This is a genomic window from Luteimonas aquatica (genome assembly GCF_022662575.1).
GTDB classification, from domain to species: domain Bacteria; phylum Pseudomonadota; class Gammaproteobacteria; order Xanthomonadales; family Xanthomonadaceae; genus Luteimonas; species Luteimonas aquatica.
In genome coordinates this window covers 1-11,827 of the sequence record NZ_JALBFU010000019.1, presented here as the reverse complement: position 1 = coordinate 11,827, position 11,827 = coordinate 1, and the positions used below count along the sequence as shown (strand labels likewise).

At 70.7% G+C, this 11,827-nt stretch carries 10 protein-coding genes; 2 read left to right on the top strand and 8 right to left on the bottom strand.

Annotated features, from left to right (window positions below; translation table 11 throughout):
* Nucleotides 1-104: 104 nt before the first annotated feature.
* Both MD221_RS16870 and MD221_RS16865 read left to right on the top strand, forming a co-directional pair.
* The gene (locus tag MD221_RS16870; protein ID WP_242113172.1) at nt 105-1,427 is read left to right on the top strand and encodes a hypothetical protein; all 1,323 of its coding nucleotides are present in this window, start codon (nt 105-107) and stop codon (nt 1,425-1,427) included.
* Between the two features lie 155 nt (nt 1,428-1,582).
* Entirely contained in the window at nt 1,583-2,014 is a 432-nt protein-coding gene (locus MD221_RS16865) for a hypothetical protein (protein ID WP_242113171.1), read from the top strand.
* A gap of 514 nt (nt 2,015-2,528) precedes the next feature.
* On the opposite strand, the gene MD221_RS16860 is transcribed toward MD221_RS16865, so the two are convergent.
* The 8 genes from MD221_RS16860 to MD221_RS16825 all read right to left on the bottom strand — a co-directional run.
* Nucleotides 2,529-3,422: a hypothetical protein gene (locus tag MD221_RS16860; protein ID WP_242113170.1), complete on the bottom strand. Its 894-nt coding sequence runs from the start codon at nt 3,420-3,422 to the stop codon at nt 2,529-2,531.
* 11 nt (nt 3,423-3,433) lie between these two features.
* Nucleotides 3,434-4,738, bottom strand: coding sequence for a hypothetical protein (locus MD221_RS16855; RefSeq protein ID WP_242113169.1), 1,305 nt, complete (start codon nt 4,736-4,738; stop codon nt 3,434-3,436).
* Nucleotides 4,739-4,772: 34 nt separating this feature from the next.
* A complete protein-coding gene (locus MD221_RS16850; RefSeq protein ID WP_242113168.1) occupies nt 4,773-6,149 on the bottom strand; it encodes a hypothetical protein in 1,377 nt (458 codons plus the stop codon).
* Between the two features lie 132 nt (nt 6,150-6,281).
* Nucleotides 6,282-7,328, bottom strand: a complete 1,047-nt coding sequence (locus MD221_RS16845) for a hypothetical protein (protein WP_242113166.1) — start codon at nt 7,326-7,328, stop codon at nt 6,282-6,284.
* Between the two features lie 34 nt (nt 7,329-7,362).
* Entirely contained in the window at nt 7,363-9,108 is a 1,746-nt protein-coding gene (locus tag MD221_RS16840; protein ID WP_242113164.1) for a hypothetical protein, read from the bottom strand.
* 189 nt (nt 9,109-9,297) lie between these two features.
* Complete coding sequence (locus tag MD221_RS16835; RefSeq protein ID WP_242113163.1) at nt 9,298-10,740, bottom strand: S8 family peptidase; 1,443 nt, start codon at nt 10,738-10,740, stop codon at nt 9,298-9,300.
* Nucleotides 10,737-11,552, bottom strand: coding sequence for a hypothetical protein (locus MD221_RS16830; protein WP_242113160.1), 816 nt, complete (start codon nt 11,550-11,552; stop codon nt 10,737-10,739). The genes MD221_RS16835 and MD221_RS16830 overlap by 4 nt, the downstream gene beginning before the upstream one ends.
* On the bottom strand, nt 11,549-11,827 hold a 279-nt coding region (locus MD221_RS16825; RefSeq protein WP_242113157.1), incomplete at its 5' end, for a hypothetical protein. The genes MD221_RS16825 and MD221_RS16830, both read right to left, overlap by 4 nt.

Genomic DNA, 11,827 nt, shown 5'->3' with positions numbered 1-11,827 from the left:
TCCATAGCCGTGCAGCTCGCGCAGCCCGGCGATAATCGCCTCGGAGCGCCCGCGCACGGTACACGGCGCCACACGACGCTAACGGCGCACGCTCCCCGTCGTGCTTGCGCCGGTTCCGGTTCCGGTTCCAGTCCCAGCTCCGGTTCCAGCTCCGGTTCCAGTTCCAGTTCCGGTTCCGGTTCCGGTTCCGGTTCCGGTTCCGGTTCCGGTTCCGGTTCCGGTTCCGGTTCCGGTTCCGGTTCCGGTTCCGGTTCCGGTTCCGGTTCCGGTTCCGGTTCCGGTTCCGGTTCCGGTTCCGGTTCCGGTTCCGGTTCCGGTTCCGGTTCCGGTTCCGGTTCCGGTTCCGGTTCCGGTTCCGGTTCCGGTTCCGGTTCCGGTTCCGGTTCCGGTTCCGGTTCCGGTTCCGGTTCCGGTTCCGGTTCCGGTTCCGGTTCCGGTTCCGGTTCCGGTTCCGGTTCCGGTTCCGGTTCCGGTTCCGGTTCCGGTTCCGGTTCCGGTTCCGGTTCCGGTTCCGGTTCCGGTTCCGGTTCCGGTTCCGGTTCCGGTTCCGGTTCCGGTTCCGGTTCCGGTTCCGGTTCCGGTTCCGGTTCCGGTTCCGGTTCCGGTTCCGGTTCCGGTTCCGGTTCCGGTTCCGGTTCCGGTTCCGGTTCCGGTTCCGGTTCCGGTTCCGGTTCCGGTTCCGGTTCCGGTTCCGGTTCCGGTTCCGGTTCCGGTTCCGGTTCCGGTTCCGGTTCCGGTTCCGGTTCCGGTTCCGGTTCCGGTTCCGGTTCCGGTTCCGGTTCCGGTTCCGGTTCCGGTTCCGGTTCCGGTTCCGGTTCCGGTTCCGGTTCCGGTTCCGGTTCCGGTTCCGGTTCCGGTTCCGGTTCCGGTTCCGGTTCCGGTTCCGGTTCCGGTTCCGGTTCCGGTTCCGGTTCCGGTTCCGGTTCCGGTTCCGGTTCCGGTTCCGGTTCCGGTTCCGGTTCCGGTTCCGGTTCCGGTTCCGGTTCCGGTTCCGGTTCCGGTTCCGGTTCCGGTTCCGGTTCCGGTTCCGGTTCCGGTTCCGGTTCCGGTTCCGGTTCCGGTTCCGGTTCCAGTTCCAGTTCCAGTTCCAGTTCCAGTTCCAGTTCCAGTTCCGGTTCCAGTTCCGGTTCCAGTTCCGGTTCCGGTTCCGGTTCCGGTTCCGGTTCCGGTTCCGGTTCCAGTTCCAGTTCCAGTTCCAGTTCTTGTCCCAGTGCCTGTTCCCGTACCGGCGCCGCTCCCCGTGCCGTTTCCGCCGCCGCTCCCGGGCATGCGCGGGTTCGGCAACGCGCCGCTGGGGGCAGCCGCGCGGCCGGAGGCGTCGATCGCGGTGTCCATCGCCGAACGCCGTTCGCGCTCGGCGCCGATCTGCGCCTGCAGGCGCGTCGCGCGCGCGGCGCTCGGGTCGGGAATGTCGGCGGCGGGATTGAGCGTGGCGTTGCGGATGCGGTCGGCCTGCGCCTGCGCCGCCATCTGGTTGAGCGGCAGGTAGTCGCTGCGGAAATTCAGCTCCACCGAGGAGGTCAATTCCAGGTCGGTGTTCATCTCCTCGTTGCTCGTCGAGCGCTCGGTGGAGACGTAGCCGATGTTGTTCTCCACCTCCGCGCTCGCCCCCCACGGCCCGACGCCGAAGCTGCCCGAGGCGCGCACGCGGTTCTGCAGGCTGAACTGGTTGCCGCGATCCTCGCTGGCGGCGCTGCGGGTATCGATGTGGAAGCGCATGGCGGCGTTGATGCGTCCGCTGTCGATCACGATGCGCTGCATGCCCATCGATACCATGGTCGCCAGCATCTGCTGCCGCTGCCGCGCCAGGAAGCGCCGCGCCAGCGGCACCAGCTGCTCGGGGTTGCTGGCGTCCACCGACTCCTCCGGCCCCACGCCGAGCGTGGCCCGGATCTCCTCGGCATTGGGCATCGACGCGCCGCCGCGCAGGCGCAGGCGGATGTTGGCCACGTCCTCAGGATCGGGGTCGTCTTCGGGGTCCGGCGTGTCGTACTCGATCGACTCCGGGAAATGATCGGCCACCCACTGCCGCACCTGGGCGAGGCCGAACTGCGTGCGCTCGAATCCCTCCGCGGACGAGGAGACCGCGTTGAGCAACTGCACGTACTGCTGCATCTGCTGCCCGTTGGAATCGAGCATGGCGCGGAACACGCCGTTGATCAGGTCGGTGACGAAGCGCGGGAACGACACCGCATTGAGCACGTTGCGCGTGGTGTCGGCCACGCGATCGGCCGCCGCGCCGAACGGCTGCGCCTGCGCGCGCGCCAGCGGCGCGCCCTGCGCACGCGCCGGCGCCGCGCTCGCCGCGCGGTGGCGCTCCACGTCGTCCTGCGCCTGGGTCTCCTCCGCGATCAGGTCCGCGGCCAGCGTGGACACCTTCACCATCGCCTGCGCCAGCGCACGGCGGTCGTCCGGAGCGAGGCTCTTGTAGTGCGGTGCGCGCTCCAGCACGTCGCGCACCGCGCCGCGGATCCACGGCGGCGGCGGCGGGGAAGCGGCGGGAGGCGATGCGACGACGGCGGACATCGTCACACCGCGATCGGCAATGCCGGCGCGGCGGGCGACGGCGCCGCGGCCGGACGCGCGCTCAGCCAGCGCTGCGCGGCGGCGATGACCTCGGCGTGCTCGGCGCGCCCCGGTTCGAGTTGCGGCATCGTCTCCTGGTAGTGATTGGCCAGCCAGAGCAGCACCGCCTGTCCCGCGCGTCCGCGGTCCACGCGCGCCTGTATGCCCCCGGCGCTGGCGGCCTGCACCGCGCCGGCCACGGCGACCAGCGACCACAGCGAGTTCACGCCGAAGGCTGTCAACAGCAGGCGGTCGCGCAGGAACTTCAACGCCAGATTGAGATTGTCGACGATCTCGCGCGCGGCCATCGCCGCCATCGGATCGGTGCGCTGGGCGAGGAACTCGCCGAGCGACTGCCCGCAGGTTTCCAGGGTAACGCCCTCGCGCATGTCGGCGCCGTCGGCCTGCGCCACCAGCGCCTCGCAATAGGCGCCCATCAGGCGCTCGAAATGCGGCGCCTCGAACACGCGCGCGAAGATCGCGCCGCGCTCGTTGGCATCGAGCCGTTCGCGGCGGCCGCGCCAGTACGCATTGATCTGCTGCGCGGCCGGTCCCAGCGGCTGGGTGATGGCGCCGCTGGCGAACAGGCCGGCGACGAGATCCGCGGTGGGCAGCAGGCCGGCCGCCTCCAGTTCGTTGGCGAAGTACAGCGGCGCGGCCGCCTGCAGCTGCGCGCGATCCTGCGCGTTGGGCGCGCCCGGCGGCAGGTCGATGTCGCCCAGTTCGGACAAGGCCAGGGCGAGCGCCCGCGCGTGTCCGGCGAGCGCGGCCTGCGACACCGCCAGCGCCTGCAACAGTGCGGCATGCCCGTTGTGCGGAAGCGGGCGCGGCCTCGGCGGCAGCACGGTGCGGCCCATGGCTGGCGCACTCAGGCCGCTGCGCCGGCGGCGGCGCCGCCCCGGCCGCTTGGCGTATTGGGATCGTAGGGCGTGGCATTGCCCTGGATGCTGGCGATCATGCCGGGCGAGGCCATCTTCTCCAGCGGCAGGTAGTCGCTCTTGAAGTTCACGCGTACCTCGCCGGTGAGCTTGGCCTTCATCTCCTGTTTGGACTCGGAGGTCTCGTTGACCGAGGAGGAGACCACGGTCCTGTGCGCCTGCGTGTTGACGTTGTCGGTGGACATGCCGCCGAACCAGCCGATGCCGGCGCTGGCGCGGGTGCGGTTGCGGTTGGAGCTGGACTGGCTGTCGTAGAGCGAGGCGCCCGCATCGCGCTTGGCCTGGTCGGAGGCCTGGAAGTCGAACACCACCTTGGCGTTGATCAGGCCGTCGGTGACGACGATGCGGCTGATGCCCAGCATCACCATCGAGGCCAGCAGCTGCTGGCGGCTGCGCGCCATCTGCAGGCGCGCGGCCATCACCAGCCTGGTCTCCTGCTCCTCGTCGGAGACGTCGGTCAGCGGCTCGGCCAGGCCGAACTCGGCGTTGATCTGCGAGAGCACGCCGTCCGGGTCGTCGCCCGAGGGAACCAGCCGCGGCATGCCGCCCTCGCTGCCCGCGTTGCTGGTATCCAGACTGAACTGGCCCGGGTACTTGTCCATCACGTAGTCGCGCGCGTTGTTGAGGCTAATGTTGTCGGAGGCGAACTGGTCGACCGTCTGCGCCACCGATTTCAGCATCTCGGCGTAGGCCTGCATCTGCTGGATCGAGGATTCGACGATCGCCTGGAACACGTTCTTGATCAGCCCGCCGACGAAGGCCGGGAAATCGACCGCGCCGACGAAATTCTTGAAGTTGGTCGCGCCCTGCTGCACCGACCCGGCGGTGAAGTCGCTGCCGGCGAAGGTGCCGATCTTCTCGGAGGCCTTGCCCTTGGCCTGGTCGACGGGATCGGCCAGCGCGCGCGCGGCGGGCGCGCCGCCCTCTCCGCCCAGCGCCTGCGCGGCGGGCGCGTCCTTGCGCAGCAGGCCCTGGCCCGGCGTGAGCTCCTGCTTGGCCAGTCCGTCCGGATTGGCCATGTAGGAGGCTACGCGCACCATGTTGCGCGCCAGCTCCTGCTGTTCGGCGACCGGCAGTTCGCGGAAGCCGGGCGAGGCCTCCAGGAGCTGGCGCACCTGCGGGCGCACGGCGCGCAGCGTGTCGTCGTCCAGCCAGGCGGGCGAGGTCGATGCGGAGGCGTTGCTGGCGAGCGCCTGGGCGGCGGCGCTGGGCGATTGTCTGGCGGCAGCGTACATGGCGTTCTGCTCTCGGGATCGGATGGTGTCGGGATCAGGGCGTGGCGGCGGGCGCCGGCGGCGACGCGGGCGACGCGGGCGCCGATGCGGCCGGCGCCGGGCGGTTGGTGGCCAGGGTCTTGACCATGCCGGGCTGGGCGTTCATCTGGATCGCGGCGATGGATTCGGGATTGGCCAGCTTCTCCAGCGGCACGTAGTCGCTCTTGAAATTCACCTCCATCGTGCCGGCCAGGCTGGCCTTGGTGGTGAGGCTGGCATCGCCGGTGGTCTGCGTGACCGAGGTCATCTGGATCAGCGGCTGCGACACGCTCTTGTAGTCGCCGCGGGTGTAGAAGCTGGCGTCGCGCTTGGCCTCCACCACCGTGCCGTTGGGCAGGCGGTAGATGTTCTGGCCGGGGCCGCTGCGGCGGATCTCGCCGTTGGCCACCGATTCGGTGGTGACCGAGGCGTCGCCGTAGTCGAACTGCTGCGCGGTCCTGGAGAACTGCATGTTGTCGCGCGCCTGGAAGTCGTACATCACCTTGGCGGAGAGCTTGCCGTTGGTGACCACGATGCGGCTGATGCCGAGCATGACCATCGTCGCCAGCAGCTGCTGGCGGCTGCTGGCCAGCTGGGTGCGCGCGGCCGGCACCAGCAGGGCCTCGACCAGGTCGTCGTCGACGCGGTCGATCGGCTGGTCCAGCGGCAGGCTCTGGTTCAACCGCGCCACCGCCGCGCTCTCGTCGACGCCCTCGCGCAGGGTCACGCGCGGCTGTGGCGGCGCGGCGGGCGCGTCGCCGAAGCCCATGCCCATGTCGCCGAAACCGCCGAAGGGATCGTTCGCGCCGGTCGAGATCTGGAACAGGTCGGGAAACTGCTCGACCAGATGGTCGCGGCCCTGGTTCTGCGTGGTGTTGTCGTCGCGGAACTGGCTCAGGCTCTTGGAGACGTCGGCGACGAGCTTGGCGTAGGCCTCCATCTGCTCGATCGAGCTCTGCACGATCGAATGGAACACGCCGTTGATCAGGCCGGCGCAGAATTCCGGAAAATTGACCGCCTGCAGCAGCGCGCCGGCGGCCGCCACGCCCTCGCGCGCGCCCTGCGCGGCGAACTTGCCGTCCTCGCCGACGTTGCTGCCGGTCTGCGATGTCTGGCTGGCGCCGTCGGCCAGCGCCCGCACCTGCGAGCTCTGCTGCGCCGGCTTCAGGCGCATGCCGTCCGGCTCGGCGAGATAGCTGCCGATCTGCACCAGGCCCTTGGCCAGGGCCTCGCGCTTGTCCGGCGCCAGCTCCCCGAACGAGCGCGTACGCTCGAGCAGGTCGCGCACCGCGCGGCGCGCGGCGTCGTGGGTTTCCCGGCTCACCGGCGGCGGCGCGGCGGCGCGGGCCGCGGGCCGTGCCGTCTGGTTGGATCGGGGAAAGATTGCGGACATGGCGGCGCTCCGGGAGATGGCGTTGCTTCGTTCTTTGTCCGTGGCCCGCATCGGCCGCGCCATCGCGCGGCGATGCGTCGCCCCGGGTCTTCATCCGCGCCGCCCACCGGGCCGGCGCGTGCTGCTGGACGCCTATTGCAGGCTGCGCGCCTCCTCGATCTGCTCGCGCATCTCGAACTCGATCGGACGCACGTACAGGCTGATGCGCGCGGCCGAGCTCGGCGTGACGCGGATGCTGAGCACCGAGAAGTGCCCCTGTTCGCCGGCGCCGTCCATGCCGAAGGCATCGAGCCAGCGCGTCAGCGCCGCGAGCTGGCGCGGACGCTCAGCCAGGCCGAGCTTGAGCAGGTCGAGGAAGCGCGCCGGCAGGTCGGGAATCGCCGCCAGCAGGATCTCGAGTTTCAGCTCGGCGCCCTCCGGCGTCTCGCGGATGCCCAGCAGCACGCCGCCGGGGGGCAGTTCGAAGCGCCCGCCCAGCGCCACGCCGACGATGCGCATCAGGCTCGGCAGCTGGTGGCCGATGCCGAGCCGGTTCATCAACGGCCCCAGCGCGTTCACCGCCAGCGGACCGCGGTGCAGGAAGGTCACGCGCTGGCTGCCGGTCTCCTTCTTGCAGCCGATCGAGGTGAAGATCGGCATCAGGCTGGGCATCTCCGCCATCACCTGGCGGGTCAGCCGCGAGAGCCCCGGCGAGAGCGCGTCGATCTGCGTGGGCAGCAGTTCGTAGTAGATCTTGGTCGCGTACAGCCCGTCCTCGTCGAAGGCGCTGCCGAACCAGGCGCCGTAGTTCATCCAGCTCAGCCCGCCGAAGCCGCGCCACTCCTCGCTGCGCGAGTCGAACCAGCGCAGCGCGTCGCGGCCGAAGATCGGCGAGATCAGCCGGCGCATCTCGCGCGTGGCCTCGTCGCGCCGCGCCACCGGCGAGGCGTTGGGGCCGAGCGGTTCGATGGTGAAGCGCAGCGTGTTCGGCTCGGCCTCGGAGAACGAGGGCTCGTAGGGCACCGCGCCCGGGGTGAGCGCGTTGTGGGTGTAGGACAGGTCGTCGTCGGGCAGGTAGAAGGTGCGGTCGATCAGCCCGTCGATGTAGGGCAGCGGATCGCGCGTGCCCAGCGCCTGCGCCGCCGAGCGCAGCGAGCGCTTGACCAGGTTCGAGACGGGTTTTGCGTTGCGGTCGGACATGGCGGTTTTCTCCCTGGTTCTCATCCCTGGCCGCTCACATGCCGGGCAGGCTGATGCCGGCCTGGTCGAGCACGTCGCGCGCCATCTGCGGCATCTCGATCGGGCGGCTGGTGATCACCGGCGACTCGGTCGGCTGCGCGTACTGCTCGATGCTGTTGTCCTGCACGCCGCCCACCGCCAGCCACTGCTCGCAGGCCTGCACCAGGTCCCAGTCGGTCGGGTCCACGGTCGGCTGCTCGCTGCCGCGCAGCTGCGGGTTGGTCAGCGCGTTGACCGAGATCACCTCGCCGTAGCGGTTGCCCAGGCGCTGGTGGTTGTTGGCGATCCAGCGGATGATCACCGCGCCGGCGCGGGCCTGGGTGCGGAAGCGGTGGGTGTTGCGGGCGCCGCCCAGGTAGTTGACGTTGACCTGGTCGATCACCTGCCACATGTCGCGCGCGCCGAAGGAGCCGCGCACCTCGGAATCGCTGAGCAGGTCGCGGAACTCCAGGATCATCTGCTGCATCTCGGTGGCGGCGAAGTAGGCGATGCCGTAGCCGCTGCGCGAGAGGCTGGCGCCGAGGTCGCGCGCGGCCTTGCGCACCTGCTCCTGGGACACGGCCACCGGCACGTTGGAGCGCAGCATGCGGTCCACGCTGAGCTGGCGCCCGAACGAGGACACGGCCGAGACGAAGCGCAGCCACAGCTCGTTGAACTCGCGGTTGGGCTCGTTGCCGTTGGGATCGCCGCCGGGCGCGCCGAAGCAGCGCATGTACAGGTCGCGGCGCTCGCCCTCGGTGATGCGCTCGCCGGCCTTCTTGTAGTAGTTGAACAGGTAGTCGCCGGCCTTGCCGCGCCCCAGCGGCAGCAGGCCGCCGCGGAACAGCTCGACGATGCGCTCCACCACCTGCGGCAGGCGCATCTCCTCCAGCATGTAGGCGAAGTAGATCGCCTGCACCGCGTTGAGGTTCTCGCGGATGATCTCCACGTCCGTGGACTCGTCCAGGTCCGGCAGGATGATCTCCAGCGCCGAGGGCGGCGCGCCGGCGACCACGCCGGTCTGCATGTCGTAGACGTTCTGGATGCGGCTGGCCAGCCAGGAGTCGTTGGCGGTGACGCCGTCGGTGGCCAGGCGGCGCACGGTGGCGGCGATGTTGCGCACGCTCAGCGCGTAGACGTCGTCGCCCGCGTCGGGATCGCTGTACTGCGAGGGATCCTTGCGGCGCTCCTCGGGATTGTTCTGCTCGGTGAGGCAGCCGATGATGCTGGGGTCGATCCGCTGCGCCTGGATCTGCGAACCGAGCTTGACCGGATAGCTATGCGAGAGCATCGAGAAGGCGGCGTCGAACAGCGCCTTGTTCTCGCGGTACTCGCCCTGCGCCACGCTGACCCGCTGCACGAATCCCTTGGGCGAGGGGTCGGTGTAGCCGTCGAGCTGCAGGATGCCGCAGATGGAGAGGATTTCCTGCTCGTCCGAGTCCAGCTCGGCCTGCATCGGCTTGCGCTGCGACCCGACCAGGCCGAACTCGTGGATGTTCTCGCGGGCCTTTTCCAGCTGTTCCCAGGCCTTCTTCTGCTGGGTGGCGGCCACCACGCGGTAGAACGGGTCCACGACCGTGTCGCTAGACAGCAGCAGCTTGATGCTGGCCAGCTCGTCCATCTGCGCCGGACTCAGGCCGCCGCTGGTGGCCGCGGTGCTGGCGATGGTCTCCAGCACCTGCCGGCGGGCGCGCAGCTCCTGGCGCTTCTTGAACTCGCGCTCGCCCAGGTCGATCGATAGGATGCGGGTGATCTGGTACATGGCATTTGCTCTCTTGGAAGTGGTGTCGGTGGCGGATGCAGCGGCGGCTGGCGCCGACTTACTCTTCGCAGAGCCCGCGGCAAAAGGTCTTGCTGCCGCGGCGCCCGCCTTTTTCTTGGGCTTGGTGGAACTCTTCTTCTTCGCCATCGGAATCTCCTCGGCAGCTGTTGTGGCTATGCGCCCTTGGCATCAAGCCGCGGCGGGCACGGGTGGAACCTCGTCGGAATCAATGTCGGCATCGTCGCCCTCGGCTCGGACCTGGGCGTCGATGTAGTCGTCCAGCGCGCGCAGCGCGGCCGCGACGTCGAGCACGCCCCGGCCGTAGCCGGACGCACCGGCGCCGGCGAACGGACGCGCGCTGTCGATCAGCAGCTGTCGCGCCAGCGCGCCGTCGAGCGGCCAGGCCCGGCGCGCGGCGCGCGAGGCCAGCAGCGCGCAGGCGGCGCTGACGAAGGGCGCGGCGAAGCTGGTGCCGGTGGCGTTCTGGTAGCCGTCCAGGGCGCAGGTGCGGATGTCGCGCCCGGGCGCGCACAGCGCGACGTGTTCGCCGCTGGTGGTGAAGCTGGTCGGCAGCAGGCGCTCGTCGACCGCGCCGACCGCGACCACCTCCGCGTGCGCGGCCGGGTAGAACTTCTCGCGCAGCCCGGAATTGCCGCTGGCCGCGACCAGGATCACGCCGCGCGCCAGCGCGTAGCGCACGATCTCCTCGTGCGGCCGCGGCGCGTCGGCCAGCAGCGCCGACTCCGGCGTGCCGAAGCTCATGTTGATCACCTTCACGCCGAGATCGATCAGCCGCTTCATGCCGGCGTCGATGTTGTCCAGCGCGCCGACGCCGATGCGCTTGTCGCCGGGGCCGAGCGCCGCGCCGAGCACGCGCACCGGCGTCAGCCCGCAGGCGCCGGCGCCGCCGGCGGGAATGTCGCGGCCGCGCGCCACCAGGATGCCGGCGCAGCCGCTGCCGTGCCCGACCTCGTCCTGCGGACGCTCGCCGCGGTGGCGGAAGTCGCCGACCAGGGTCAGGCCGCCGACCGCCTCCGGATCGAGGTCGACGCTGTCGAAGCCGGTGCGGATGCGGCCGCTCAGCTCGACGTGGCCGAGCGCCGCGCCGGTGTCGGCCAGGCCGATCACCACCGCCGGGTCGCCGGGCTCGAGCTGCAGCGCCTGCGGCAGCCGGATCGCCTCGCGGGCCCAGGACTGCGCGGCGCTGCCGCGCCCGCCCGCCTGCCCGTCGCGGTCCAGCGGCGTGTAGGAAAGATAGTCGGCGCCGACGCGCTCGACGATCGGCAGCTCCGCCAGCGCGCGCAGCAGGGCCGGCATGCGCTCGGGCTCGCGGACCTCGATGCGCAGCACGCGCGCCACGCCGCTGATCTGCTCGACGTCGTCGAAGCGTCGCGCGCCGGTGGCGCGGCTTTCGGCGCGGCGCTTGCGCGCGCTGTGCAGGCGCGCGGCGCGGAAGGCGCCGCCGTGATGGCGCAGCAGACGGTCGATCACGCCGTGGTCGACGTATTCGGCCGGCGCGGTGCCGTAGCCGTGCACGGCGCGGATGCCCGGCAGGTGCTCGGGCACCTCGCCGAGCTTGAGCGTGAGCAGCAGGCGGCGCGGGACGCGGCGCATGGCGGCGGGCGCGGTCATGTCCGCGCTCCCTGCTGCGCGGCCCGCGCCGGATCCGGCGCATTGGCGTTCCATTGCCCGATGCGGCCCTCGCTCAGCTCCACGCGGGCGATCTCGCCGTCGCCGAAATCCACCTCGGCCTCGCAGCCGAGCTGCATGGCCAGCGGCGCCAGCACGATCCGTCCCTCCTCGGCGGCGACCACGGGCACGGCCTGCCCCGCGGCGCGCACCAGCGGCAGCCGGCCCGCGCGCAGTCCCGGCGCGGCCAGGTGCACGCGGTCGGCGGCCTCGCGCCCGTCGCCGCGCTCCACGCGGGTCACGCGCGGCGCGGCGGCCTTCATCAGCGCCTGCTGCAGGCGGTTGACCGGCATGCGCGACAGGCGCGCGATCACGTCGGTGCCGGCGGTGTTCTTCAGTTCGTTGAGCTGGTCGACGGTGCGCACGCCGATGCGTTCGAGCCGGCGCTGCTCCTCCTCGGAGATCTGGTCGCCCAGCGCCTCTCGCAGGCTGAACTTCGGATCCTCGGCCTGGAAGTCGACCGCGTTCTCCTCGATCATCGGCTTGGTGATCGTGGTCAGCGCCAGCTTGATCGTGCTGGCCTCGGTCTCGCCGGGGCCGGCCGGGCGCAGGTAGACGTCGTCGTCGACCAGCTGCACGAAGGCGCGGATGTCCAGCGCCACGTCCTTCACCGCGAAGGTGAGCGGCAACTTGCCCACGCGCGCCTTGATCGCCATGGCCGCCTGGGCCTTGTCGAGCTGCTCGGTCAGCGCCTGGATGAACAGGTCGAACGGCACGCCGGCGTCCTGCAGCAGGGAGGGCATCTGCGCGCTCATGGCCGCGCTCCGTCCGTGCCGCTGCTCCAGGCGATGCGCAGCCTGGACGGCGTGGCGATCCATTCGTTGACGTCGCGGCTGCGCGGCACGTCGGCCAGCAGCTGGCAGCCGCCGCCGCGCAGCACCGGCCGCAGTTCCAGCGGCAGGGTCATCTCGACCGCGGACAGCTGCACGCCGCCGCGCGCCTCCAGCGCGGACAGCCCGTCGTGCAGCTCGCCCAGCAGTTGCGAGAGTTCGCGCAGCATCACGCGCCTCCCTCGCCCGCCGCCGGCGCC

What these genes read in the sequence shown, in the direction of transcription:
- MD221_RS16865 (WP_242113171.1), top strand. Translation starts at nt 1,583, where the DNA reads ATGTTGTTCTCCACCTCCGCGCTCGCCCCCCACGGCCCGACGCCGAAG.
- MD221_RS16860 (WP_242113170.1), bottom strand. Translation starts at nt 3,422, where the DNA reads ATGGGCCGCACCGTGCTGCCGCCGAGGCCGCGCCCGCTTCCGCACAAC.
- MD221_RS16855 (WP_242113169.1), bottom strand. Translation starts at nt 4,738, where the DNA reads ATGTACGCTGCCGCCAGACAATCGCCCAGCGCCGCCGCCCAGGCGCTC.
- MD221_RS16850 (WP_242113168.1), bottom strand. Translation starts at nt 6,149, where the DNA reads ATGTCCGCAATCTTTCCCCGATCCAACCAGACGGCACGGCCCGCGGCC.
- MD221_RS16845 (WP_242113166.1), bottom strand. Translation starts at nt 7,328, where the DNA reads ATGTCCGACCGCAACGCAAAACCCGTCTCGAACCTGGTCAAGCGCTCG.
- MD221_RS16840 (WP_242113164.1), bottom strand. Translation starts at nt 9,108, where the DNA reads ATGTACCAGATCACCCGCATCCTATCGATCGACCTGGGCGAGCGCGAG.
- MD221_RS16835 (WP_242113163.1), bottom strand. Translation starts at nt 10,740, where the DNA reads ATGACCGCGCCCGCCGCCATGCGCCGCGTCCCGCGCCGCCTGCTGCTC.
- MD221_RS16830 (WP_242113160.1), bottom strand. Translation starts at nt 11,552, where the DNA reads ATGAGCGCGCAGATGCCCTCCCTGCTGCAGGACGCCGGCGTGCCGTTC.